27 protein-coding genes are annotated in these 24,760 nt (G+C 63.6%); 20 read left to right on the top strand and 7 right to left on the bottom strand.

Annotated elements, in window-relative coordinates; all coding sequences use genetic code 11:
- Positions 1-151: 151 nt before the first annotated feature.
- The 5 genes from ASE85_RS00130 (at position 152) to ASE85_RS00110 (ending at position 2,790) form a co-directional block, all read left to right on the top strand.
- Positions 152-475 carry an AtpZ/AtpI family protein gene (locus tag ASE85_RS00130; protein ID WP_056681709.1) on the top strand — a complete coding sequence of 108 codons (324 nt, stop codon included), beginning with the start codon at positions 152-154 and terminating at the stop codon, positions 473-475.
- Positions 476-534: 59 nt separating this feature from the next.
- Positions 535-1,320, top strand: a complete 786-nt coding sequence (locus ASE85_RS00125) for a F0F1 ATP synthase subunit A (RefSeq protein ID WP_056681706.1) — start codon at positions 535-537, stop codon at positions 1,318-1,320.
- Between the two features lie 53 nt (positions 1,321-1,373).
- Complete coding sequence (locus ASE85_RS00120) at positions 1,374-1,601, top strand: F0F1 ATP synthase subunit C (protein WP_006961951.1); 228 nt, start codon at positions 1,374-1,376, stop codon at positions 1,599-1,601.
- A 90-nt stretch (positions 1,602-1,691) separates the two neighbouring features.
- Complete coding sequence (locus tag ASE85_RS00115; RefSeq protein WP_056681704.1) at positions 1,692-2,186, top strand: F0F1 ATP synthase subunit B family protein; 495 nt, start codon at positions 1,692-1,694, stop codon at positions 2,184-2,186.
- On the top strand, positions 2,179-2,790 hold the full coding sequence (locus ASE85_RS00110) for a F0F1 ATP synthase subunit B family protein (RefSeq protein WP_056681701.1): 612 nt from the start codon (positions 2,179-2,181) through the stop codon (positions 2,788-2,790). The genes ASE85_RS00115 and ASE85_RS00110 overlap by 8 nt, the downstream gene beginning before the upstream one ends.
- A 205-nt stretch (positions 2,791-2,995) precedes the next feature.
- On the opposite strand, the gene ASE85_RS00105 is transcribed toward ASE85_RS00110, so the two are convergent.
- Positions 2,996-4,048 (bottom strand): NAD(P)-dependent alcohol dehydrogenase, encoded by a 1,053-nt coding sequence (locus tag ASE85_RS00105; protein WP_056681698.1) that lies wholly within the window; start codon positions 4,046-4,048, stop codon positions 2,996-2,998.
- A 141-nt stretch (positions 4,049-4,189) separates the two neighbouring features.
- Between ASE85_RS00105 and uvrC the strand changes: the two genes are divergently transcribed.
- The 4 genes from uvrC to ASE85_RS00085 all read left to right on the top strand — a co-directional run bounded on the left by uvrC (position 4,190) and on the right by ASE85_RS00085 (position 9,038).
- A complete protein-coding gene (gene uvrC / locus ASE85_RS00100) occupies positions 4,190-6,103 on the top strand; it encodes an excinuclease ABC subunit UvrC (RefSeq protein WP_056681696.1) in 1,914 nt (637 codons plus the stop codon).
- Positions 6,104-6,247: 144 nt separating this feature from the next.
- Positions 6,248-6,910 carry an alpha/beta fold hydrolase gene (locus ASE85_RS00095; RefSeq protein ID WP_056684087.1) on the top strand — a complete coding sequence of 221 codons (663 nt, stop codon included), beginning with the start codon at positions 6,248-6,250 and terminating at the stop codon, positions 6,908-6,910.
- A gap of 69 nt (positions 6,911-6,979) precedes the next feature.
- Positions 6,980-8,218 (top strand): hypothetical protein, encoded by a 1,239-nt coding sequence (locus ASE85_RS00090; protein WP_056681693.1) that lies wholly within the window; start codon positions 6,980-6,982, stop codon positions 8,216-8,218.
- Between the two features lie 187 nt (positions 8,219-8,405).
- On the top strand, positions 8,406-9,038 hold the full coding sequence (locus ASE85_RS00085; RefSeq protein WP_056681689.1) for a glutathione S-transferase family protein: 633 nt from the start codon (positions 8,406-8,408) through the stop codon (positions 9,036-9,038).
- Between the two features lie 124 nt (positions 9,039-9,162).
- Here the strand turns inward: ASE85_RS00085 and ASE85_RS00080 are convergent, their stop codons facing one another.
- Positions 9,163-9,909 carry a Bax inhibitor-1/YccA family protein gene (locus tag ASE85_RS00080; protein ID WP_056684084.1) on the bottom strand — a complete coding sequence of 249 codons (747 nt, stop codon included), beginning with the start codon at positions 9,907-9,909 and terminating at the stop codon, positions 9,163-9,165.
- 523 nt (positions 9,910-10,432) lie between these two features.
- Here ASE85_RS00080 and ASE85_RS00075 point away from each other — a divergent pair.
- From ASE85_RS00075 to ASE85_RS00035, 9 genes are all read left to right on the top strand, one after another.
- Positions 10,433-11,794 carry an NAD-dependent succinate-semialdehyde dehydrogenase gene (locus ASE85_RS00075; RefSeq protein WP_156358194.1) on the top strand — a complete coding sequence of 454 codons (1,362 nt, stop codon included), beginning with the start codon at positions 10,433-10,435 and terminating at the stop codon, positions 11,792-11,794.
- A 161-nt stretch (positions 11,795-11,955) separates the two neighbouring features.
- On the top strand, positions 11,956-12,690 hold the full coding sequence (gene recO / locus ASE85_RS00070; protein ID WP_056681685.1) for a DNA repair protein RecO: 735 nt from the start codon (positions 11,956-11,958) through the stop codon (positions 12,688-12,690).
- A 49-nt stretch (positions 12,691-12,739) separates the two neighbouring features.
- Positions 12,740-13,783: a 3-isopropylmalate dehydrogenase gene (gene leuB / locus ASE85_RS00065; protein ID WP_056681683.1), complete on the top strand. Its 1,044-nt coding sequence runs from the start codon at positions 12,740-12,742 to the stop codon at positions 13,781-13,783.
- A gap of 83 nt (positions 13,784-13,866) precedes the next feature.
- A complete protein-coding gene (locus ASE85_RS00060; protein WP_056681680.1) occupies positions 13,867-14,286 on the top strand; it encodes a hypothetical protein in 420 nt (139 codons plus the stop codon).
- A gap of 61 nt (positions 14,287-14,347) precedes the next feature.
- Positions 14,348-15,340: a threonine dehydratase gene (locus ASE85_RS00055; RefSeq protein ID WP_056681677.1), complete on the top strand. Its 993-nt coding sequence runs from the start codon at positions 14,348-14,350 to the stop codon at positions 15,338-15,340.
- Positions 15,337-16,545 carry a trans-sulfuration enzyme family protein gene (locus ASE85_RS00050; RefSeq protein ID WP_056681675.1) on the top strand — a complete coding sequence of 403 codons (1,209 nt, stop codon included), beginning with the start codon at positions 15,337-15,339 and terminating at the stop codon, positions 16,543-16,545. The genes ASE85_RS00055 and ASE85_RS00050 overlap by 4 nt, the downstream gene beginning before the upstream one ends.
- A gap of 38 nt (positions 16,546-16,583) precedes the next feature.
- The gene (gene apaG, locus ASE85_RS00045) at positions 16,584-16,982 is read left to right on the top strand and encodes a Co2+/Mg2+ efflux protein ApaG (RefSeq protein WP_056684077.1); all 399 of its coding nucleotides are present in this window, start codon (positions 16,584-16,586) and stop codon (positions 16,980-16,982) included.
- Positions 16,979-17,770 (top strand): LysR family transcriptional regulator, encoded by a 792-nt coding sequence (locus tag ASE85_RS00040; protein WP_056681673.1) that lies wholly within the window; start codon positions 16,979-16,981, stop codon positions 17,768-17,770. Before apaG ends, ASE85_RS00040 begins: the two co-directional genes overlap by 4 nt.
- A 53-nt stretch (positions 17,771-17,823) precedes the next feature.
- Positions 17,824-18,213 carry a hypothetical protein gene (locus tag ASE85_RS00035; protein ID WP_056681670.1) on the top strand — a complete coding sequence of 130 codons (390 nt, stop codon included), beginning with the start codon at positions 17,824-17,826 and terminating at the stop codon, positions 18,211-18,213.
- On the opposite strand, the gene ASE85_RS00030 is transcribed toward ASE85_RS00035, so the two are convergent.
- Together ASE85_RS00030 and parE are read right to left on the bottom strand one after the other, a co-directional pair.
- On the bottom strand, positions 18,194-19,468 hold the full coding sequence (locus ASE85_RS00030; protein WP_056681667.1) for a serine hydrolase: 1,275 nt from the start codon (positions 19,466-19,468) through the stop codon (positions 18,194-18,196). The genes ASE85_RS00035 and ASE85_RS00030 overlap by 20 nt on opposite strands.
- 25 nt (positions 19,469-19,493) lie before the next feature.
- Positions 19,494-21,470 carry a DNA topoisomerase IV subunit B gene (parE, locus tag ASE85_RS00025; protein WP_056681665.1) on the bottom strand — a complete coding sequence of 659 codons (1,977 nt, stop codon included), beginning with the start codon at positions 21,468-21,470 and terminating at the stop codon, positions 19,494-19,496.
- 159 nt (positions 21,471-21,629) lie between these two features.
- On the opposite strand from parE, the gene ASE85_RS00020 reads away from it, so the two are divergent.
- Positions 21,630-22,469 (top strand): outer membrane protein, encoded by an 840-nt coding sequence (locus ASE85_RS00020; RefSeq protein ID WP_056681662.1) that lies wholly within the window; start codon positions 21,630-21,632, stop codon positions 22,467-22,469.
- A gap of 68 nt (positions 22,470-22,537) precedes the next feature.
- Here ASE85_RS00020 and ASE85_RS00015 read toward each other — a convergent pair whose 3' ends face one another.
- Complete coding sequence (locus ASE85_RS00015) at positions 22,538-23,230, bottom strand: GcrA family cell cycle regulator (RefSeq protein ID WP_056681659.1); 693 nt, start codon at positions 23,228-23,230, stop codon at positions 22,538-22,540.
- 117 nt (positions 23,231-23,347) lie between these two features.
- Here ASE85_RS00015 and ASE85_RS00010 point away from each other — a divergent pair, with 117 nt between their 5' ends.
- A complete protein-coding gene (locus ASE85_RS00010; protein ID WP_056681656.1) occupies positions 23,348-24,208 on the top strand; it encodes an ABC transporter permease in 861 nt (286 codons plus the stop codon).
- A 39-nt stretch (positions 24,209-24,247) separates the two neighbouring features.
- On the opposite strand, the gene ASE85_RS24165 is transcribed toward ASE85_RS00010, so the two are convergent.
- Complete coding sequence (locus ASE85_RS24165) at positions 24,248-24,376, bottom strand: hypothetical protein (RefSeq protein WP_268795109.1); 129 nt, start codon at positions 24,374-24,376, stop codon at positions 24,248-24,250.
- On the bottom strand, positions 24,373-24,760 hold a 388-nt coding region (locus tag ASE85_RS00005; RefSeq protein ID WP_327196601.1), incomplete at its 5' end, for a UDP binding domain-containing protein. The genes ASE85_RS00005 and ASE85_RS24165, both read right to left, overlap by 4 nt.

Genomic DNA, 24,760 nt, shown 5'->3' with positions numbered 1-24,760 from the left:
GCGAACCTCTATTGTCCGAAAGGCCGGTTTTAGCCGCTTTTGTCGGGGTTGACACTCCGCCCAACCCTTCCTAGAGGGGCCTCGCCTTGACGGGTGCAGCCGCAAGCGCCATGCCGAACACACTGGCCGTAAAGCCTGATGGAGACGATGTATGGCAGCGGATACACCCGGACAGGACCAGGCGGGCGAGGACTCGCGGATCGCTTCCCTTGAGGAGCGGATCGCGAAGGCCGAGCATGTCGAGAAGGTCAGGCAGGGCGCCACGGAACAGGCAGCGGACGATGGATCGCGGCTGGGGAACCGGGTGCTGGCGGAACTGATCGGCGGTCTTGTCGGTGGTGCGTTGATCGGCTGGGTTCTTGACCGGCTGTTCGACACGACACCCTGGCTCCTGCTGGTTTTCCTCGGTCTTGGGATCGTGGCGGCCTTCAGGAACATCATCAGATTGACGACGACGAAGCCGCCCGAACAATAAGGCCGCATCGCTCCTAGTCCGAAGACATTAAGCGTTACATAGACGTTACAGGGGTCAACGTGGCAGAATCCGGCAAGATCGATCCGATGCACCAGTTCGCTATCGAACCCCTGTTCGGTACGGATCACTGGTCGCTGGGCGGCTTCAACATCGCCTTCACCAACAGCGCGCTCTATATGGTGCTCGCCGCTGTGGTGCTGTGGGTCTTCGTGATCGGCGGGATGAAGCGTGAACTGGTGCCGGGTCGCTGGCAGATGGCGGTCGAATATATGACCGGTTTCATCAAGAACCTGCTGGTCGCCAATATCGGCGACAAGGGTCGGAAATATATCCCTTACGTCTTCTCGCTCTTCATGTTCATCCTGTTGGCGAACCTGCTCGGCCTGTTGCCGCTGGGCCTGATCGGGATGCACCCCTTCACCTTCACCAGCCACTTCACCGCAACCGGCGTGTTGGCGATCATGAGCTTCTCGATCGTCCTGATCGTCGGCTTCTATAAGCATGGCTTCCACTTCTTCTCGCTGTTCGTGCCGCACGGCACGCCGATCGCGATGGTGGTCCCGCTCTTCTTCATCGAACTCGTCTCCTTCATGGTGCGTCCGTTCAGCCTTGGCCTGCGACTGTTTGTCGCGATGACCGCTGGCCACGTATTGCTGAAGGTGCTGGCGGGCTTCGTCATCAACAGCGCCAACGCCTCGCCGGCGCTGGGCTTCACGGTCGGCACCGCCAGCTTCATCCTGATGATCGGCATCAGCGCGCTGGAAATGCTGGTCGCGGTCATCCAGGCCTATGTGTTCGCGCTGCTGACCTCGGTCTATCTGAACGATGCCGAGAACCTGCACTAAGATTTCGCCAATTTCTTCAACTATTACTTTGATTTAACAAGGGAGTTTACGACATGGACGCAGAAGCCGCAAAGCTGCTCGGTGCTGGCCTGGCCGCAATCGGTGCGGGCATCGCCGCCCTCGGTGTGGGCAACGTGTTCAGCGCGTTCCTCGAAGGCGCGCTGCGCAATCCGGGCGCTGCCGACGGCCAGCAGGGTCGTCTGTTCATCGGTTTCGCCGCGGCGGAACTTCTGGGTCTGCTGGCGTTCGTTATCGCCATGATCCTGGTGTTCGTGGCCTGACACACGAAATTTGGAGCGGGCAGGGCGGCTTCATGCCATATCCTGCCCGCTTCCTTTATTTGACCGCCCTCTGATCGGACGGACCGTAAAATGCCTCAAATCGCGCAAATTGCCGATACTTACTCCAGCCAGATTTTCTGGTTGCTGCTGACCTTCGGCCTCGTCTTCTTCGTCATCGGCCTTGGCATGGTGCCCAAGGTGCAGGGCACGGCGGATGCGCGCGATGCGAAGATCAGCGGTGATCTGGACGCGGCCAAGGCCGCCTTCGCCCGCGCCGACGAAGCGGAAGCGGATTATCGCACCCGCGACGCCGCAAGCCGCGCCGCTGCCCAAGCGACGCTGGCCAAGGCCAAGAGCGAAGCCGCCAAGGCTTCCGAAGTCCGTCTCGCCGCCGCCGATGCGGTGGTCGCTGAAAAGATCGCCGCCGCCGAAGCCCGTATCAAGGGTGCCAGCGACGCGGCCATGACACAAATCGAAACCGTCGCCGCCGATGCGGCGCGCGACATGGTGGCTCGCATTTCCGGCGTGGAAGCCTCGGACGATGCAGCCCGCAACGCAGTAAAGGCGGCATTGGCCCATGGCTGAGGCAGCATCCCACAGCGCAGCGGAGGTTCCGCACTTGAACCAGGCAATTCACGCAGAAGGCATGGAGCCGGTCGGCACCGTCGCCCATGAAGGAGTCGAGCCGCACACTGATCCCAAGGCGGTCGGCATGGACGCGACGGCCTGGGTCAGTCTGGCGATGGCCGCGTTCATCGTCATTCTGCTGATCAAGAAGGTGCCCGCCCTGATCGGTGGCGCGCTGGACGGCCGGATCGCCCAGATCAAGGCACAGCTTGCCGAAGCGTCGAAACTGCGCGCCGAAGCCGAAACGCTCAAGCGCGAATATGAAGCCAGGCTGGCCGCTGCGGCCGGCGAAGCCGACGCCATGCGCAAGGCGGCCGAGCATGAAGCCGAAGGGCTGATCGCCGACGCAAAGGTCCACGCCGAAGATCTGGTCGCCCGTCGTCAGAAGATGGCGGAAGACAAGATCGGCGCAGCCGAACGCGCCGCCATCGCCGGCATCCGGGCCAAGGCTGTGAACGCAGCGACCGCCGCTGCCGCCACCTTGATCGCCCAGGGCCATGACGCCAAGGCCGACAAGGAATTGGTCGACAGCGCGATATCGGGTCTCGGCACGATCAACTGATCGGATCGGACGGAACATAAAAGGGCCGGTGCGCACGTCGCACCGGCCCTTTTATGTTTTCGGCATATTGCTCACATATCGTTCCCCGGCGAAGGCCGGGGTCCAGTCCTGCAAGGCCCGATCGACCCCCGCCTTCGCCGGGGAACGGATTAGGGCAATGCGTGCAGAACACCGGGCGGCCCTTTCAAGCCGCCCGTTCCTTGCCTCATCCCGCCAGCGTGGCGTTGTCGATCACGAAGCGATATTTGACGTCGCTCTTCTGCATCCGCGCATAAGCGGTCTCGATCTCCTGGATCGCGATCGTCTCGATCTCGGCGACGATGCCCTTTTCGGCACAGAAATCGAGCATCTCCTGCGTCTCTGCGATCCCACCGATCAGCGACCCGGCGATGGACCGACGCTTGAAGATCAGCGCCGCGATATTGGGCGACGGGTGCGCATGTTCCGGTACGCCCACCAGCGTCATCGTCCCGTTCCGCTTCAGCAGCGCGGTAAAGGCGTCCAGGTCATGGCTCGCCGCGACCGTATTCAGGATGAAGTCGAAGCTGGCCGCATGCGCCGCCATCTCGTCCGCATTGCGCGACACGATCACCTCGTCAGCCCCCAGCGCCAGCGCGTCCTGCCGCTTGCTCTCGGATGTCGTGAACGCCACCACATGCGCGCCCAGCGCATGGGCCAGCTTCACGCCCATATGACCAAGGCCGCCGATGCCGACGATGCCGACCTTCTTGCCGGGGCCGGCCTGCCAGTGGCGCAGCGGCGACCAGGTGGTGATGCCAGCGCACAGCAGGGGGGCGACCGCCGCCAGTTGTTCCGGCGCATGGCTGACCTTCAGGACGAAATCGTCCTTGACGACGATGCTCTGCGAATAGCCGCCCAGCGTATGGCCGGGGGCGTCGGCGGTCGGGCCATTATAGGTGCCGGTGAAGCCTGTCTCGCAATATTGCTCCAGCCCCTCTTCGCAGGAGGCGCAACTCTGGCAGCTATCGACCATGCAGCCGACGCCGACCGTGTCGCCGACCTTGAACTTGCTCACATGGTCGCCGACGGCGGTGACATGACCGACGATTTCATGGCCGGGTACGCAGGGATAATGTGTGCCGTCCCATTCGGAACGGACCTGGTGCAGGTCCGAATGGCAGACGCCGCAATAGGCGATGGCGATCTGCACGTCATGCGCGCCGACGGCGCGGCGTTCGATGTCGATGGCTTCCAACGGCTTGTCGGCCGCATAAGCGCCATAGGCTTTTACGCTCATTGGGTGATCCCTTTGATGCTGGTGGGTCGAATATTATGGAGAGGCCGTGTCTTTCTGTACGGTCCGGTATAGATAGAGCGAAAACCGCTCCGATCAACCCCGACCATTGCGAAAGATGGCGCGCACGCTATCTCTGCGCTCATGTCCGGCCCGCAATCCCCCGATCGTTTCAACGAAGACAAGGCGAGCTTCACCATCACCGGCAGCCAGCCGGATATCGACACCGGCGTGGAAGCGATCCGCACGACGCTCAAGACCTTGCCGATCCGTCCCGGCGTCTATCGCATGCACGATGCGCGCGGCGACGTGCTCTATGTCGGCAAGGCCCGCGCGCTCAAGAATCGCGTCGCTAACTATACCCAGGTCGATCGCCTGCCGCGCCGGCTCCAGCGCATGGTCGCCCAGACGCGCAGCATGACCATCGTCACCACCAACAGCGAAGCCGAAGCGCTGTTGCTGGAGGCGCAACTGATCAAGCGCTATCGCCCGCCCTACAACGTCCTGCTGCGGGACGACAAAAGCTTCCCCTTCATCCTGCTGCGCGACGATCACGCCTTCCCCCGCGTTCAGAAGCATCGCGGCGCGCGCAAATATAAGGGCCGCTATTACGGCCCCTTCGCCAGCGCCGGGTCGGTGACGCGCACGATCAACGCGCTGCAAAAGCTGTTCCTGCTGCGCTCCTGTACCGACAGCTTCTTTGCCAACCGCTCGCGCCCCTGCCTGCTCTATCAAATCAAGCGCTGTTCGGCCCCCTGCGTCGATCGTATCGACCCGGACGGCTATGCCGAACTGGTGAAGGACGCGCAGGACTTCCTTGGCGGCAAATCCACCGCCGTGCAGAAGAAACTGGGCGCCTCCATGCAGGCGGCGTCGGATGCGATGGATTTCGAGCAGGCGGCGGTGATCCGCGATCGCCTGAAAGCGCTGACCTTCATTCAGGGGTCGCAGGCGATCAATGCCGAAGGACTGGGCGACGCAGACATATTCGCGCTGGCGGAAAAGGGCGGGGCGATGTGCATCCAGGCCTTCTTCATTCGCGGCGACCAGAATTGGGGCCATCGGAGCTTCTTTCCGGTCCACACCGCCGACGTCGCGACGGAGGAGGTGCTGGAAAGCTTCATGGCGCAATTTTACGAGGAAGTGCCGCCGCCGCGCCTCATCCTCACCGACCGCGAACCGGCCGAATGCGAACTGATGGCACTGGCGCTGGCCGAGCGGGCAGGGGGCAAGGTCCGCATCGAAGTCCCCCAGCGCGGCGACCGCACCCGCCTCATCAAGCAGGCGCAGCGCAATGCGGTGGAGGCGCTCGACCGCCGTCTTGCCGAAACCACCAGCCAGGGCCGGATCATGGACGACATGGTCGAGGCGTTCGGGCTGGAGGGCGTGCCCGACCGCATCGAAATCTACGACAACAGCCATATTCAGGGTGCCCATGCGCTGGGCGCGATGGTGGTCGCCGGGCCGGAGGGTTTCCGCAAGAACGCCTATCGCAAGTTCAACATGAAAGACCCGGCGATCAGCAACGACGATTTCGCGATGATGCGCGAAATGTTCGAACGCCGTTTCGGCCGCGCGCAAAAAGAAGACCCGGATCGCGACAGCGGCGAATGGCCCGACCTCGTTCTGATCGACGGCGGCAAGGGCCAGCTATCGGCGGCGCGCACCATGCTGGAGGAAATGGGCATAGAAGATGTGACCATGATCGGCGTTGCCAAGGGGCCGCACCATGGCCGCGACGGGCGCGAAGTCTTCCATATGCTCGACGGACGGGAAATCAGTTTCCCGATCAACCATCCGGTCCTCTTCTATTTGCAACGCCTGCGCGACGAAGCCCACCGCTTCGCCATCGGCGCTCACCGCGCCAAGCGCAGCAAGGCGATCACGGTCAGTTCGCTGGACGAAGTCCCCGGCATCGGCCCCGCCCGCAAGAAAGCGCTGCTGATGCACTTCGGCACGGCGCGGGCAGTCCGCGACGCGGCGCTCGACGACCTCGCCAAGGCGCCGGGCGTGTCGAAGGCGGTGGCGCAGCAGGTCTATGACTATTTTCACGGCTGATGGGGGACGGCCAAAGGGCATGGTCGAGGGCGGGAGCGGCGCTATATATCCTTTCCCCGCTTCCGGGCGAGGGATCGGAGCATCCGCGCTGGTCGCGTCCATTCCGCCGCCTTGCCCGACCAGCCCCTCTATGACATCCCTGTCATGATTGGGGCGAACCCGGAAACCGTCATCCTGCTTCACGGCTTCGGCGGCCATCCACTTCAGACCGCGCTTCTCGCCCGCCGTTTGCGCGCAGCCGGCTACACCGTGGCGAACATCGGCTACCCAAGCTGGCGCTGGCCGATCGACCGGGTGCTGGCCCACCTCCACCAGCACATCACCACCAGACCGGCCCATGACTCGCGTCCACTCCACTTCGTCGGCCACTCCATGGGCGGCCTGCTGCTGCGCGCCTATCTCGCCCGCCATCGCCCCGTCCAACTCGGCCGCGTCGTCATGCTCGGCACGCCCAACGGCGGCAGCGAACTGGCTGATCTCTGCTATCGCCTGCGCCTCGACCGCCCGGTCCTGAACCATGCCGGTATCCTGCTCCGCACCCAACGCGACGCCACGACGCAGGCGCTCTTCGGCGCCGTCGATTATCCCCTCGGCATCATCGCCGGCGACCGTCCGATGATCGGCGCGCTGCCCGATTTCGTCTTCCGCGCCCCCAATGACGGCAAGGTCAGCGTCGCCGCCACCCACCTGCCCGGCCAGAGCGACCATCTGATCCTGCCCGTCGCCCACACCGCGATGATCTACAACCGCCCGGTCGCCGATCAGGTCGCCCATTTCCTGCGCGAAGGCCGCTTCAAGCGCCCCTGAATTTCTGCTACACAGCCGCATCCAGAAAAAAGGTCGCATCTCTTCCGTAACGATCAAGGAATAGATGTTGTGCGCACATTTCTGACGTCTCGCCCCGCTCGCGGCGCGCTTCTTCTCGCATCCCTCGCCTTTCTCGCCGCCCCCGGCTCCAGCCAGCAGGGGTCCGGTCCCATTGCCCGCTACACGATCGACGCCGGCACCATGTCAGGCATGGCCGCCATGGCTGGCGGCGGCGGCGGCATGGGCGCGGCCATGAGCATGATGATGGGGGGCGGCAACAAGCCGATGCACGAACTCGTCCTGCGCCTCGGCTCCACCCGCGCGCCTGCCAGCGGCGCCCCGGCCGCCGAACATTTCATGCCCGCCGGCGCCGGCCTTGGCGCCTCGGTCCCGCTCGTCACGCCGCGCATCGCCTCCAGCGAGGACCAGCCCATGCCCGGCGAACGGCCCAAGGGCCGCCTGCTCATCTATTGGGGTTGCAGCGCCACGGTCGGCGCGGGCCAGCCGGTCGTCATCGACTTCGCGAAGGTCGCCAGGGGCCAGATGCCGCCCGGCCTCTACATGACCGGCGCGTCCATCCCGCAGGAATGGCAGGTCCGCGCGTCGAACAGCAAGACCTATGGCGACTGGCCCAATGGCCAGACTCGCAAAACCGTCTCCGCCAACAGTTCCCTGCTTGGCGACCATCGCATCGCCGGCAATTACAGCCCCGACATCGCGTTCAACCTGAAACAGGATTTCATGCCCGCCATCACCGGCTCTGCGCGCCAGATCGCCGGCGGGGCGACGATCCTTAGCTGGAACAGCCTGCCTCAGGCGACCGGCTATTATGCCTGGACCTTCGGCGCGCAGGAAAATGGCGACATGGTCTGGTGGGCCTCGTCCGCCAGCCAGGCCTTTGGCGGCCCGGTATGGGACTGGATGTCGCCTGCCGCCGTGCAGAAGATGATCGCGCAGAAGATCGTGATGCCGCCCAGCCAGACCAGTTGCACCGTCCCCGCCGCCGTCACCCAGGCGGGCGGCGAGATGCTGATGGGCAGCCTCTACGCCTATGGCCCGGAAGCCGACTTCGCCTATCCGCCGCGCCCCGCCGATCCCAAGATGGCATGGAAGCCCGAATGGATCGCCCGCGTCCGCTATCGCGCCAACACCATGTGGATGCTGAATGGCCCCGACATGGGCAGCATGATGAGCCAGGCCGCCGATGACGAGGATGATGCCCCCGCCCGGCAGGTGCCAAAGAAAAAGAAGAAATGCGGCGGCGGCCTTGGTGGGATGCTCGGCGGCGCCATGGGCGTGGGCTGCTAGAAACAGGCGACCCGTTGCGTTATTGCGAACGCAGCCCGGCAATCCGTGGCCGCGTCATATGGATCGCTCCGCTCCGCCCGCAATGACGTTTCACCGGTCAATTCTGCCTTGTCCCAGCCCGAAACAGGCTGGCGCCGCCCCCACGCTTGCGTCACCCTCGCGGCATCCCGATTCAGGAGAGACACCGATGCCCTCTGACCTCATCTTCTACACCAACCCCATGTCGCGCGGACAGATCGTCCGCTGGATGCTGGAGGAGGTCGGCGCGCCCTATGACACGGTGATCCTCGACTATGGCGACGATGGCATGAAGGCCGCAGATTATCGCGCCATCAACCCGATGGGCAAGGTGCCCGCGATCGTCCATAACGGTCGCACCGTCACCGAATGCGCCGCCATCTGCGCCTATCTGGCCGACGCCTTCCCGGACGCGAACCTCGCTCCGCCAGCCGCCGACCGCCATGATTATTATCGCTGGCTCTTCTTCGCCGCAGGCCCGGTCGAGGCCGCCGTCACCAACAAAGCCATGGGCTTCACCCTGCCCGAAGGCCGGGAACGCACCGCCGGCTATGGCAGGTTCGAGGACACCATCGCCGCGCTGGAAACAGCCGTCGCGGGCGAAGCCTGGATTTGCGGCGACCAGTTCACCGCCGCCGACGTCTATGTCGGCTCGCAGATCGACTGGGGCCTTAACTTTAAGTCCATACCCTCCAGCCCCGCGCTGGAAGCCTATGCCGCCCGCTTGCGAACACGCCCCGGTTACAAGAGGCAGAAGGAAATCGACGGCGCCCTCATCGCGCAAATGCAGAAACAGGACTGAACGCCAGCGTCCCCCCTCCCTCCCAGAGAGGGGGGAGGGGGTAGCGAGCAAAGCGAGCTTCCAACAAAAAAAGGCCCGGCGGATCGCTCCACCGGGCCTTTCTCATATCAAATCCGCGATGCGATCAGCGGCGATCGCCGAACAAGCGCAGCAGGAACAGGAACATGTTGATGAAGTCGAGATAGAGGTTCAGCGCCCCCATCACTACCGACTTGCCCATCATGTCCGTGCCCGCGACATGGGCATAGATGCCCTTGATCTTCTGCGTGTCATACGCGGTCAGGCCCGCGAACAGCAGCACGCCGACGCCGCTGATGACCAGGCTCATCGCGTTCGACTTCATGAAGATGTTGATCAGGCTGGCGACGAACAGGCCGACAACGCCCATGATCAGGAAGGTGCCGAAACCCGACAGATCCTTCTTGGTGGTATAGCCCCACAGGCTGAGGCCAGCAAAAGCGGCGGCCGTCGCGAAGAAGGTCTGCGCGATCGACGTGCCGGTATAGGCCAGGAAAATATAGGAGAGCGACACGCCCATCACCGCCGCATAGGCCCAGTAGAGCGCCTGCGCTGCGCCGGTCGACAGGCGATTGATGCCGAAACTGAGCACCATGACGAAGGCCAGCGGCGCGAACATCACGATATATTTAAGGATGCCGGGGCCAGCGAACACGCTGTAGGCCATGCCGCTATTGGCAAAGAGCAGCGCCACGATGCCGGTCAGCAGTACGCCGCTCGCCATATAATTATAGACGGACAGCATATATTTGCGCAGCCCGGCGTCGAACGCCTCGCCACGCGCTGCCGTCGCGCCGCCAAAGCCCGCCATGCCGGCAGGGCTGTCGGAACGGGGATCGGACCAATTGGCCATGGAAATCATCTCCTTTGCCGGCATCGGTGCCGGTGCACATCTATTATCGGCCCAACCGCCCCCGACTTCAAGCCAAACCCGCACACATGGACGCTTCGACATCATCCGGACAGCAAATGTCATGGTCGCCGCGGCAGGACATGCGGCCGTTCATCTTCTCCCCATGCCCGGCGCGACCCACAGCCATTCGGTCCACCCGTCACGCCACTACCAATGTAGGATAATCTCTGATCTATCCTGTCAGATGACCCGCTCCGCACCGCTCCCAATCCCGTCCGTCACGCTAAAACAGGCACCTGACAGTGACCCACCCGGCGCGTCCCTGCGTCCGACCCGTCGCTTTGGTGGCGCGTCGCGGGCGCCTGCCCATGACCTGCCCGTCGCGTCTCCGTCGCTTCACGCCCATTTTTCCCCGATTCTGCGTACCCAGTGACGGTGTGAACTTCGGCCCCGTGACTTCGTTGTGACCCGGCAAGCCCATCCCCATATGCCGTCCAATCCAGAATCACCCCATCCGGAGCCGATCATGAAAAGCATCAACCCCGCCACCGGACAAGAGATCGCCACCCACGCCGAACTGACCGAAGCGCAGATCGACGCCGCGCTCGACCGGGCGACCGCGACGTTCGCGACCTGGCGGGAAACGGATATCGCGGAACGCACCGCGCTCCTCTCCGACCTCGCCGATGCCTATCATGACCATCGTGATCGGCTCGCCCGCATGGCGGTGCTGGAAATGGGCAAGACGCTCAAATCGGCGCTGGCCGAAGTCGACAAATGCGTCGCCGTCTTCCGTCACTATGCCAGGGAAGGTCCGGCGATGCTGGACGGCGGCACTATCCCGCTGGCATCGGGCGGGACGGCCGATCTGGTCTGGCTGCCGATCGGCCCTGTGCTGGCCGTGATGCCGTGGAATTTCCCCTATTGGCAGGTCGCCCGCTTCCTGGCCCCCTGCATCCTCGCCGGCAATGTCGGCCTGCTCAAACATGCCAGCAATGTGCAGGGCGTCGGCGGATTGATGCAGGAGATGATGGGCCTCGTCGGCGCACCAGATGGCCTGTTCCAGAACCTTTCCATCCGCTCAGGCGCTGTCGCCGCGATAATCGCCGACGATCGCGTGGCGGCGGTGACGCTCACCGGCAGCGAGGATGCCGGCCGCGCCGTGGCGGAACAGGCGGGCAGGGCGCTCAAGAAGGTCGTTCTGGAACTGGGCGGGGCCGATCCCTTCATCGTCATGCCCTCGGCCGATCTCGACGCGGCGGTCAGGCACGCCGTTACTGCGCGCATCCAGAATACGGGCCAGTCCTGCATCTGCGGCAAGCGCATGATCGTGCATACCGACATCTACGACGCCTTTCTGGAGCGCTTCACGGCGGCGATGGCTGCGGTGAAGGCGGGCGATCCCCTCGATCCCGCCTCCGACATGGGGCCGCTCTCCAGCGAGGAGCAGCGCCGCACCGTGCAGGAACAGATATGGAAGATGAAGGCCGCCGGCGCGACCCTGATCGGTGGCGAAGCCCTGCCGGGGCCGGGTGCCTATATCAACGCGGGCATCCTGATCGACGTGCCGACCGACCCGGCGCTGATGGGGGAAGAGATTTTCGGTCCCATCGCCATGCTTTTCAAGGCGACCGATATCGACGATGCGATCGCCATCGCCAACGCCATCCCCTTCGGCCTCGGTTCCTCGGTGTGGACCAACGATCCGGACGAACAGGCCCGCTTCATCCGCGACGTGCAGGCCGGCATGACGGCGGTCAACCAGATGCTGTCCTCCGCCCCCGAAGCCCCCTTCGGCGGCGTGAAGCGCTCCGGCCATGGCCGCGAACTCGGTCCCTATGGCCTGCACGAATTCATGAATTTGAAGAGCGTCTATCGAAAATGAGTGGTTCCCTCTCGTCCCGTTCGCCCTGAGTTTGTCGAAGGGCTTCCCTTCTTTTCCATCGCCTCCGAGAAGGACAATGAAGCTTCGACAGGCTCAGCCCGAACGGATTAATCGGTGATGCAGCTTCGCAGAAAGACGCTGCTCGACTAGAGACATGACCCATGCCCAGCCTCACCACCACCGCGATCGTCTGCGCCGTGCGCCATCATGGCGAACATGGCGCGATTGCGCGGTTGCTGACGCCGGACGACGGATTGCTGCCGGGCTATGTCCGGGGCGGGCGGTCCCGGACGATGCGTCCGACATTGCTGCCCGGCAATATCGTGAAGGCCGACTTCCGCGCCCGCACGGAAGATCAACTGGCGGGCCTGACCGTCGAACTGATCCGCAGCCGGGCGCCGCTCCACGCCGAACCGCTCCCCGCCGTGGCGATCGACTGGAGTTGCGCCCTGACCGCCGCTGCCCTGCCGGAGGGCACGCCCTATCCCGCGCTGCATCAGGCGCTGGAAGGCGTGCTGGGTGCGGTGGAGGCAGCCCCGGCGGCGCGAGGTTGGGCCGTGGCGCTGGTGCGCTACGAACTGCTGCTCCTCGCCGAACTCGGCTTCGGCCTCGACCTCACCCGCTGCGCCGCGCAGGGCGACACGGACGACCTCGCCTATGTCAGCCCGCGCAGCGCCGCCGCCGTCAGCCGATCCGCGGCAGCGGGTTATGAAAATCGCCTGCTCCCGCTGCCGCCTTTCCTGCTGGAGGGCGGCATGGGCGACTGGACGCAGATAGAGGACGGCCTGCGCCTCACCGGCTTCTTTCTGGAGCGCTCCGTCCTCACCGACCGGCGCGCCGATGTGCTGGCGGCGCGGGAAAGACTGGTCGAGCGGCTCAAAAGGGCGGTTGCGTGAAACCTCCTGTCTCCATAAGGGGCAGCCACGCAATATAAGGAGTCTCGCCATGTTGATCGCCCTGTTCCCCGGAGACGGTATCGGTCCAGAAATCGTCGCTCAGGCGAAGCGCGTGCTGGATGCACTGGCGATCGACGGCATCACCTATGAAGACGGCCTGGTCGGCGGCGCGGCGTACAAGGCGGTCGGCCATCCCCTGCCGCCCGAAACGCTGGAGATCGCGAAGCGCGCAGACGCCGTCCTGTTCGGCGCGGTCGGCGATCCCGACTGCGACTCACTGGAACGGCATTTGCGCCCGGAACAGGCGATCCTGGGCCTGCGCAAGGAACTGGGCCTCTTCTCCAACCTGCGCCCGGCCAAGGTCTTCCCGGAACTGGCCCATGAAAGCGCATTGAAACCCGAAGTTGCCGGGTCGATCGACCTGCTGATCGTCCGCGAAACCAATGGCGACGTCTATTTCGGCGAAAAGGGCTTCCGTCAGACCGCCGATGGCCTGCGCGAAGGCTATGACATCATGTCGTACAACGAAGCCGAAGTGCGCCGTATCGCCCATGCCGGTTTTCAGGCCGCCCGCGCCCGTCGCGGCAAGCTCTGTTCGGTGGACAAGGCCAATGTGCTGGAGACCAGCCAGCTCTGGCGCGACGTGGTGATCGAAGTATCGGCCGACTATCCCGACGTCGCCCTGACCCACATGTATGTGGACAATGCCGCGATGCAACTGGTCCGCAATCCCGGCCAGTTCGACGTCATCGTCACCGGCAACCTGTTCGGCGACATCCTCTCCGATCAGGCCAGCATGTGCGTCGGTTCGATCGGCATGCTGGCGTCGGCCACGCTGAACGGCAGTGGGCAAGGGCTGTATGAGCCGATCCACGGTTCCGCGCCCGATATCGCCGGTCAGGGCAAGGCCAATCCGCTGGCCACCATCCTGTCTGCTGCGATGATGCTGCGCTACTCGCTGAACCTGCCCGAACAGGCCGACCGCATCGAAACGGCGGTGGCGAAGGCGCTGGCCAATGGCGCACGCTCGCCCGATCTGGGCGGTACGATGAACACGGTGGACATGGGCGATGCCGTTCTGGCGGTGCTCTGATCGCTCGGTTCGTCGCATAAACGGCGGAAAGATTTAAGCTTTGCGTCCCCATGCCGATCTAATTGGGAAATGGGGACGCACAAATGCACATGGAATTGACTCAGGGGCATAACGACCTGCGTGTGGCGATGCGCGATTTCGCGTATATCATGCAGGCGGCCAATGCCGACGACTTACCGGAAGTCGCCCGCCGCCGCATCCGTTTCTCGCAACTGTTCCGGGAACATATGGGGCAGGAGGATGCGATGGTTACGGCGCTGCGCCGCCGCTCGCTCACGCCGCAAGCGGACAGCATCGTGCGTGACCATGGTCGGGCGGTGGTCGCCTTGTTCCTGCGCTACAGCGACCATATCAAATATTGGACGCCAGCCCAGATCGGTCAGGACTGGCCGGGATATCGCGACGCAGTGCTGGTCCTGCAAAACGCGCTCTACGACCGGATGGAGTGGGAAGAACAGCATCTCCACCCGCTCTTCACCGGCCCCAGCCTGCGGGCAGCCTGAAGGGTCCAATTTGCCGGCATCGGTCCTGTCCTACTCTGCATCCGGCGGATAAGGGCGGACCATGACCGATTTCACCCTCGCTTCCCTCCGTGCCGCCGCCGCCATGGTCCATGCGCAGGTGCCGCCGACCCCGCAATATGCCTGGCCGCTCCTGGGTCGGCGCAGCGGTTGCAACCTGTGGGTCAAGCATGAGAACCACACGCCAACCGGTGCCTTCAAGGTGCGGGGCGCGATTACCTATATCGACTGGCTACGTCGCACGCATCCGGACGTCACCGGCATCATTACCGCTACCCGTGGCAATCACGGCCAGGCGCAGGTCCGTGCCGCCACGATCGCCGGTCTGTCCGCCACCATCATCGTCCCCCATGGAAATGCGCTCGAAAAAAATGCCGCGATGCGCGCTTTCGGCGCGACACTTATCGAACATGGCCATGATTTCGACAGCGCCAAGGCGGAGGCGATCCGCATGGCACAAGAGCAGGGGTTGTTCATGGTCCCCGCCTATCATGACGAACTGGTGCGCGGGGTCGCCAGCTATGGGCTGGAACTGTTCGACGCCGTGCCGGACCTCGACACCGTCTACGTTCCGGTCGGTTGCGGGTCGGGTCTATGCGGCACGATTGCCGCTCGCGACGCGCTCGGGCTGAAGACCAAGGTGGTCGGTGTCGTCTCCGCTCATGTCGATGCGGCCAAGCGCAGTTTCGAAGCGGGCCGTCTGATCGCATCGCCCACCGCCCATACTTTTGCCGATGGGGTGGCGGTCTGCACCCCGGTTCAGGCCGCGCTCGACTATTTCGGGCCGCGCGCCGACCGCTTCGTCTCAGTCACCGACGATGAAGTGGCGGAGGCGATTCGCATCTATTGGCAGGACACACACAATCTCGCCGAAGGCGCCGGCGCCGTGGCATTGGCCGCATGTTTGCAGGAAAAGGCGCGAATGCAAGGTAAGAAGGTTGCGGTTATCCTCTCGGGCGGTAATGGCGATATGAGCCAGATGGCCGAGATATTGGGCGGCGCCACGCCGCAGGTGGAATTGCGGAAAGCGATATGAAGCGTAAGAGCGGTCAGAACCCGGAAATCACGAAGCGCTGGAAGCCGGCAACGCTGGCCATTCGCGGCGGCACGGCCCGCAGCGAATATGGCGAGACGTCCGAAGCACTCTTCCTGACCAGCGGCTACAGCTATGATCGGGCCGAGGATGCCGCGGCGCGCTTTGCCGGCGATCAGATCGGCATGACCTATTCGCGGCTCCAGAATCCGACCGTGGAAATGCTGGAACAGCGCATTGCGCTGCTCGAAGGCGCGGAGGCTTGCCGCGCCACCGCCACCGGCATGGCTGCGATGACCGCTGCCCTGCTGTGTCAGTTGTCGGCCGGTGACCATGTCGTCGGTGCCAAGGCCGCCTTCGGATCGTGCCGTTGGTTGACCGACACGTTGCTGCCGCGCTTCGGTATCGAAACGACGACCATCGACGGTAGCGACACCGCTGCCTGGGAAGCGGCCGTTCGCCCGAATACGAAGGTCTTCTTCTTCGAAACCCCGGCCAACCCGACCATGGACATCGTGGATCTGGCGGCGGTCTGCGCCATTGCGAAGGCGCACGGCATCACCACCGTCGTCGACAATGCCTTCGCCTCTCCCGCGCTCCAGCGGCCGATGGAGTTCGGCGCGGATGTCGTCGCCTATAGCGCGACCAAGATGATGGATGGGCAGGGCCGTGTGCTCGCCGGCGCCATCTGCGGCACGCGCGACTGGATCGACAATGTCCTGCTGCCTTTCCATCGCAATACCGGCCCGACGCTCAGCGCCTTCAATGCCTGGGTCGTGCTCAAGGGGCTGGAGACGCTGGACCTGCGCATCCGCCGCCAGAGCGAAAATGCGCTGAAGGTCGCGAAATTCCTCGAAGGGCGTGTGGCGAAGGTCAAGTATCCTGGCCTGGAAAGCCATCCGCAACACACCTTGGCGATGCGGCAGATGGAGGCCGCCGGGCCGATCTTTTCCCTCTATGTCGGCGGCGGCCGGGCGGAGGCGCATGGCCTGCTCAACGGGCTGGAACTGGTCGATATCAGCAACAATATCGGCGATTCGCGCTCGCTCATGACCCATCCTGCCTCCACCACCCACTATGGCATGGCGGAAGCGGCGCGGCTGGAGGTCGGCATTACCGAGGACATGCTGCGCCTCAATGTCGGGCTGGAGGATGCGGACGATGTCATTGCCGATCTCGATCAGGCCCTTCGTACGATAGGGCGTTGACGAAAGAGGGGGTTAGGGCGCATTTCTGAGACATGACGGTGCTTGCGCTCTTCCCCTTTCATGCGACCACGCGGGACGTTACCGTTCATGCCGCGGTCACTTTCCTGCCCGAACAGTCGGAGCCGGACCGGGGCCGCTGGTTCTGGGCCTATCATATTCGCATCGAAAATCAGGGCGACCAGCCGGTGCAACTCCTGACCCGCCACTGGATCATCACCGATGGGCGCGGCGCGCAGCATATGGTGGATGGCGACGGCGTGGTCGGCGAACAGCCTGTGGTTCAGCCGGGGAAAAGCTATGACTATGTATCGGGTTGCCCCCTTAATACGCCGAACGGCTCGATGAAGGGCAGCTATCGCATGATCGATGTGGGCGGTGAGACGTTCGAGGTCGCCATTCCCCATTTCGCCCTGATCGCGCCGGCGGTGGCCGAATGAAGCGGACTCATTTGCCATTGAATGGCCTGCGTGTGCTGGATGCGGCGGCGCGGCACCTGTCCTTCACCCGCGCGGCCGACGAACTGGCGGTGACGCCAGCAGCAGTGGGCCAGCAGATTCGCGCGCTGGAGGATATGTTGGGCGTCGTCCTGTTCCGCCGCACGCCCAAGGGGCTGGAACTGACGCCGGAAACCGAAGCGGGCCTCGACGCCCTGCGCGCCGGCTTCCTCGAATTTGAAGAAGCCGTTCGCGCCATGCAGGCGGGCCAGTCCAGCAACGCGCTGACCATCGCCGCCCCGCGCGATATCACCGCCAAGTGGCTCCAGCCACGTCTCGCCACCTATGCCGCCAGCCAGTCGGACCTGACTTTCCAGATCATATCCGCTGACGAGGCGCTCGATTTCACGGAGGCCAATCTGGATATCGCCGTGCGTTTGAGCGATGGCGCCGGCGAACATGAGGGCATCAAGATCGGTGAAGCGGCCTATGTCACGGTCGAGGCTGCGGCAGGTGGTCCCGATCATCGCATCGACTGGCCCGGCTGCCCGGCGGGCGACAAACCGGCCATCATCCGCGTCGCGGATGGCGGCCTGGCGATCGAGGCGGCGGCAAACGGCTTTGGCCGTGCCCGCGTGCCGATGTTGCTGGCGCAGGCTGATCTGGCGGCTGGCCGGATACGGCAGGTGGGCGACACCGTCCCAACCCTGCTCGCCTACTGGCTGATCGCCCCGCTACCCCAATGGCGACAGAAGAAGGTCAAGGCGCTGGTGGAAGCGCTGACGGCGTAAGAGGTTTCCGGTTCGTACGTAAGGCACGGCCACATCCGCAAGTCGGGACATTGATGTTTCACGTAGATTATGATCGCTTCGACAATCGGCTGACCATCAAAGTCGCGGGTTTCTGGACAGCGGACGATGTTGTCGCACTTGCAACGGAGGTTGGATCGAAAGCCCGTCAGGCCAGCGCCATCCGCGATGATTTCAACGTCGTCGTCGAATCGTTCGATTTTCCGGTGCAGGCCAATGACGTGGCCGACCTGCTCGCCAACATCATGCGAGGAGGTATGACCTTCACCAGCGGGCGTACGGCGGTCGTCGTGGGCAGCCAGTTGAACCGGGCGCAGGCGGAAAGAACTTTGGTGCATCCCCGAGTGCGTGTCTTCATGACGATGGAAGAGGCACTGCTGTGGCTTGACGCGCCGCAAGCCCCTGTCATTCCGTCAGCAGGTTGAGAGCCCGCGTCATCAGCGCAACGAAACGACCTTCGTCCACCCGCGCGGCGGGATTGTTCCAACTGCCACTCACCGCATACCACGCGCCGCCGTGCCCCTGCGCCAGCATATTCATCGCCATGACGCCGGGTTCGCTTCCGCCTTTATATCCCAGATAGCGCCAGCGTTTCGCATCGGCCGGCGCAATGCCGGGATTGACCGCCAGGATCGGTAGCGCCTCGCCGCCACGGCGACGCAGCCAGTCGAGCAGGCTGATCATGTCCCTTGGCGAGGCAAACCATTCGATGCTGTCGATCGCCGTCGGGATCTCCGCAACACTCCCCACATCCACCTTGTCGGCTGTCAGGCGCGCAGCCGCATCCCGTAGCATCGTCCGGCGAGCGGCAGGGTTTGCCCCTTCATAGCGCCGCCGCAGGTCGGCATTGGCCGGCATCTTCAGCGCGAAGGCCTCCGCAGTGCTCAGGATCGGCAACGCCTTGTCTGCTTCCGCATGACCGCTCGCTGCCAGCATCGCATCGACCTTCCCCCGCCCTACCGTCGCCAGTAACGTGTCGCTGGCGCTATTGTCGCTTTCGGCGATCATCGCCGTGGCCAGACTGTGCAGGGTCATCGGCGCGTGGTCGGGCCATCCCATCAGCCGCCCGGAAAAACTTTTCGGACCTAACGGTACGACATCGGTCCATCGCCGTTCTTGGGCCGACGTCGCACGGGCCAGTTCGGCCAGAATGTAGAGTTTGAAACTGGACCCGATCGCCATCTGTGCGTCGGTGCGATGGCTGTGCAGCCATACCGGTGGATCGTCGCCTAGTCGTGCAACCGCAAAGGCCGTCGCGCCGGGCAAAGCGGCGATTTCCGCCATTATCTTGTCCAGGCTGTCATTGGCCGTGCGGGCACCCACGATATGCAGGCCGACGACCAGATTGGGCGCTTGCGGCGCGACCACCATGGTAAAGCCCACAGTAGCCCGTTCATACCGTATTTCCACCTGTCCGGCGGTCGCGCTGTCGGTTCGTACCGCACCCATGCTTAGCGGCTCGCCATGCTGGTTGCGTAGGTCGGCTGCAATGGCGCGCCAGCGATCGACCGGTACCGCGTCGAGGAATAGAGTGGAGAAAAATGCGCTCTCCCCGCCGGGTGTGGCGAGGATGCGCACCAATTGTTCGGCGCGGCTTTGATAGGCGGAGGTGGTGTTGGCGAATATTTGCATAGGAAGTGCCGTCAGGATCAGGCTGAGCAGGATCGACCAGAGCCGCATATTTACATCCGTTCGGCGATGATCTTCATGCGTCGATCGCTTCCTCATCCACCGCGGCCGCATTCTCCTGGATGAAGGCGAAGCGGTGCGCCGGGTTGGTGCCCATGAGCCGATCGACCAGGTCGCGGACCTGTTGCCGGTCCTCGATATCGTCGGGCAGGGTGATGCGGATCAGCATGCGGGTCTTGGGGTCCATGGTGGTTTCGCGGAGCTGCATGGGGTTCATTTCGCCCAGCCCCTTGAAGCGGCTGATATCGACCTTCTTGCCCTTGAACTCCTTGCGGAGCAGTTCCTCGCGATGGGCGTCGTCCTTGGCGTACAGGCTCTTGCCACCGGCAACCAGACGGTACAGCGGCGGCTGCGCCAGATAGAGATGCCCGCGCCGCACCAGTTCCGGCATTTCCTGAAAGAAGAAGGTCATCAGCAGCGTGGCGATATGCGCCCCATCGACGTCGGCGTCGGTCATGATGACGATGCGCTCGTAACGCAGATGATCCGGGTTGCAATCCTTGCGCGTGCCGCAGCCCAGCGCCAGGATCATGTCGGCAATTTCCTGGTTCGCCAATATCTTGGCGGTGTTTGCTGAGGCGACGTTGAGGATCTTGCCACGCAAGGGCAGGATCGCCTGCGTCTTGCGATCGCGCGCCTGCTTGGCCGAACCACCCGCCGAATCGCCTTCGACCAGAAAGATCTCAGCGCCTTCCGGATCATCATTCGAACAATCTGTCAGCTTGCCGGGCAGGCGCAGCTTGCGGCTGTTGGTAGCAGTCTTGCGCTTGACCTCCTTTTCCTGCTTGCGTTTCAACCGCTCGTCCATCCGGTCCAGCACATAGGCGAGCAGCGCCTTGCCCCGGTCCATATGATCGGTCAGATAATGGTCGAAATGGTCTCTTACCGCATTCTCCACCAGTCGCGCGGCGTCCGGGCTGGTAAGCCGGTCCTTGGTCTGGCTCTGGAATTGCGGTTCCCGGATAAAGACCGACAACATGATTTCCGATGACGTCATGATGTCGTCGGCGGTGATATCTTTCCCCTTCTTCTGGCCCACCAGTTCGGCAAAGGCGCGGATGCCTTTTACCAATGCAGTGCGAAGGCCCGCTTCATGGGTGCCTCCGTCGGGGGTCGGGATGGTGTTGCAATACCAGCTATAACTGCCGTCCGACCATAGCGGCCAGGCGACGGCCCATTCGACGCGCCCCGCTTCGCCGGGGAAATCCTGATTGCCGGAAAAGAAGACGCTGGTCGCGCAATCGCGATCGCCCACCTGTTCCTTCAGATGATCGGCCAACCCGCCGGGGAACTGGAACACGGCTTCGGCGGGTGTGTCGTCGCTGATCAGTTCAGGCGCGCATTTCCACCGGATCTCGACGCCTGCGAACAGATAGGCTTTGGATCGAGCCAGGCGATGAAGGCGGGCCGGCTTGAACTTCTGTTCGCCGAAAATCTCCGTATCAGGGGTGAAGCTGACGGAGGTGCCGCGGCGATTGGGGGCGGCGCCGATCTTCAGCAACTCGGTTTGTGGCAGGCCCCTTGAAAAGCTCTGACGGAACAATTCCTTGTTGCGTGCCACTTCAACGATCGTTTCGGTCGACAGCGCGTTGACCACGCTGGCGCCCACGCCATGCAGGCCGCCTGACGTCGCATAGGCCTTGCCCTCGAACTTGCCGCCCGAATGCAGCGTGGTCATGATGATTTCCAGCGCCGACTTGCCTGGAAATTTGGGATGCTCGTCGATCGGCATGCCACGGCCGTTGTCTACGATGGTCAACTTGTTGCCGACCTCCAGCGTCACCTCGATCCGGGTGGCATGTCCCGCAACCGCTTCGTCCATGCTGTTGTCCAGCACTTCGCTGGCCAGATGATGCAGCGCGCGCTCGTCGGTGCCGCCGATATACATGCCGGGACGGCGGCGGACGGGTTCCAGCCCCTCCAGCACCTCGATGGTGGAGGCGTCATATTGTTGTGTGGCGGGCGTGTTGGCGGCGAACAGGTCTTCGGACATGCAGCAAGCTATAGGCGGACGGACGGCGGGTGCAAGCGTTGCACAATGAACACAGCGGCAATCATATGTAACAAAGTGCGCCGCAACAAAATGGGCGAGCGGTTCGTTGGCGGCGGGAATGTGGGGAGCGACTCTCCGCATCAGGTAGGAGACGTATCGATGAAGTTGACCCTGATCGCGCCGCTTGGCGCCACCCTGGCGCTGGCCATGGCAATGCCGGCCGTTGCGCAGGACAGCGCCCCCGCCGATTGGACCGGTCCCTATATTGGTGGTTCTTTCGGTTATAACTGGCAGAAAAAGGATGGTGGCGAGCATCTGCGTTTCGATGCCGATGCCGACGGCAATTATGACGATGCGATCCGGACCTCGGCGGGAGCCAATGCCTTTTCTCCGGGCACCTGCGGCGGTGCGGCGCGCGGATCGACCCCGGCGCGCGGCTGCGATGGCGACAAGGATGCGATCGGCTGGATGGGCCATGTCGGCTATGATCGCCAGTTCGGCAGCATCGTCGCGGGCGTTGTCGCGGAAGCCGGCAAGGCTTATATCAGCGACAGCGTAACTGAATATTCGACGACCCCGGCCTTCTATACCATGACCCGGCGGATCGACTATAACGCTAACCTGCGCGCTCGCCTGGGCTATACGACGCCCGGCGGTATCATGCCCTATATCACGGGTGGTCTTGCCTATGCGAAGGTGAAGAACAGCTTCAGCACCAGCAATGGGGCCAACAGCTTTACCGAAGTCGATCGCAAGGAAGATGGCTGGGGCTACACCATGGGCGGCGGTATCGAGGCCAAGGTGTCGGACAATTTCTCGATAGGTGCCCGCTATCTGTGGACCCGCTATAATGTCGGCGATTATCGCGTCGATGTAGGCGCGGGTACGGCGCCCGCGACCAACCCTTTCCGCATCACGCCATCGGGCGGCGCCAGCATCAATCGTGGCGACAAGTTCGACACGCAAAGCGTGATGGTGACGACCAGCTTCCGCTTCTGATGTGAAACAAAAAAAAGGCCCGGTTTCCAAGAAGGAAACCGGGCCTTTTTACTATCTGCTAGAATCGATCAGCGTACCCGCGGACCGCCGAAGGGCAGTGGCGGGGGCGGGCGGCGCGTACCGCGCGGCAATTGCGCCTGATAGGCGCGGCCGCAATGCTCGACGCAATAGGGGAAGCCGGGGTTCACCGCTTCGCCGCAGAAATGGAAGTCCGGTTCGCCCGGATGACCCATCGGCCATTTACAGATCCGTTCGGTCAGGTCGAGAAGGCTGGTCTTGTCTGCAATCTCGGCGCTCGGCTTGGCCGGTACCAGACGGCGCGGCGGCGCAGGCGGGATCGGCGCCTGCTGGTCGCCCGGACCCTGGCGCAGGAAACCGCCGGGGCCAACCGAGATGATGCGGGGTTGCGGTGTGGGAGCCGGCGCGTCGTCAGCAGCGGCGGCCGGGGCGGGCGCCGGGGCAGCGGGTGCGGCTGGCGCAGCAGCAGGCGCGCGCACCGGAGCGGCCGGCGCAGGTGCGGCGGCACGCGGCGGGTCTGCTTCCAAGGGAGGCGCAGGCTTGCGTGGTGCGGGGGCGGCCGCTTTCTTGGGTGTCTCGTTCGCCTTCACCGGTGAAGGGCGGGATTGCAGGCCCAGGCGATGGGCTTTGCCGATCACCGCATTACGGCTGACCCCGCCCAGTTCGTCGGCGATCTGGCTGGCGGTCAGGCCGCGCTCCCACATCCCCTTGAGCTGGTCGATACGCTCGTCGGTCCAGGACAATGAAAAACTCCTCACAAATCTCGTCTGGCTTCCTATATGGGAAGCACACCGCACAGGTTCAAATCCTTGGATCTTCCCCCTTGCAGCACAACGGACCAGCCGATAGTCGATCCGACCATGAACGACCAGCCAAAAATTCATCCCGCCCCTGCGGTCCGGCCGCCTTTTGCCGAACCGGGTGTGCCGCAGATCCGCAACATCAACTGGGCGGGTACATGGGCACTTTATGCCAAGGAAGTGCGCCGCTTCATGAAGGTGCAACTCCAGACGGTGTGGGCGCCGGCTATCACCACCCTCATGTTTCTCATCATCTTCATCGTGGCGCTGGGCGGCAGCGGGCGGACGGTGATGCTGCGTGGGGAGGCCGTGCATTTCGCCGACTTCATCGCGCCGGGCCTCATCATCATGGGCATGATCAACGCCTGTTTCGCCAATGCCAGCTTCGCGCTGATGGTGGGCAAGGTGCAGGGCACGCTGGTCGATTATCTGATGCCGCCGATTGCGGTCGGGGAATTGCTGTTCGCGCTGGTCGCCTCCTCTGTGACGCGAGCGGTGTTCGTCGGTTTTGCCCTGTGGGGCGCGATGGCGCTGTGGCCGGGCGTGCATGTGACGCCAGCGCATCTGTGGGCGGTCGTCTGGTTCGGCCTGCTCGGTACCAGCTTCATCGCCTTCCTGGGTGTGCTGACCTCGATCTGGGCGGAAAAATTCGATCATGGCGCGGCGATCACCAATTTCGTGATCAGTCCGCTGGCCCTGCTGTCGGGCACCTTCTATTCGATCGACCGTCTGCCGCCGCTGTTCCAGGCGATCAGTCACGCCAACCCCTTCTTCTACATCATTTCCGGCTTCCGCTATGGGTTCGTCGCGGCGGCGGATGTGAATGTGTTGGTTGGCAGCAGCGTGCTGCTGGGCCTCAACCTCGTGCTGGGCGGCCTCTGCTATGGGCTGCTCAAGCGCGGTTGGAAGATCAAGGCGTAATAGGATATCGTCGCGCCTGAAGGCGCGGATCGCCGATCTTCAGATGAAGGCGGCAAAAAGGGGAACGACAATTCCCGTCATGAACAGAATGATGGCCGCGATCATCCAGTGATGCAGCCGGGGAAGGACGTCAGTTCGACGCCCTTCCTGCTTTTGCGTGTCGCTCAATCGGCCTTTCCGCCGACGCGGGAGATGGAGAAGCCAGCGGCCTGCGCCTCATCGACGGGATAGATGTTGCGCAGGTCGACGAGCGCCTTGCCGTTCATGCTGTCGGCGATGCGCTTGAGGTCGAGGGCGCGGAAGATATCCCATTCGGTGACCAGYACCAGCGCGTCGGCGCCGTCGGCGGCTTCATAGGCATCCTTGGCCATCACGACTTTGGGCATCAGCGGGGCCGCCACTTCCGCGCCTTCGGGGTCATAGGCGACGACCTTCGCGCCGGCATCCTCCAGCGCCTGCACGATGGCAAGGCTCGGCGCATCGCGCATGTCGTCGGTATTGGGCTTGAAGGTCAGGCCCAGCAGCGCGACCGTCTTGCCGCGCGCGTCGCCG

The organism is Sphingobium sp. Leaf26, assembly GCF_001421665.1.
Taxonomy (GTDB): Bacteria; Pseudomonadota; Alphaproteobacteria; order Sphingomonadales; family Sphingomonadaceae; genus Sphingobium.
The sequence above is the reverse complement of the archived record's forward strand: the minus strand, read 5'-3'. Positions and strand labels throughout refer to the sequence as shown.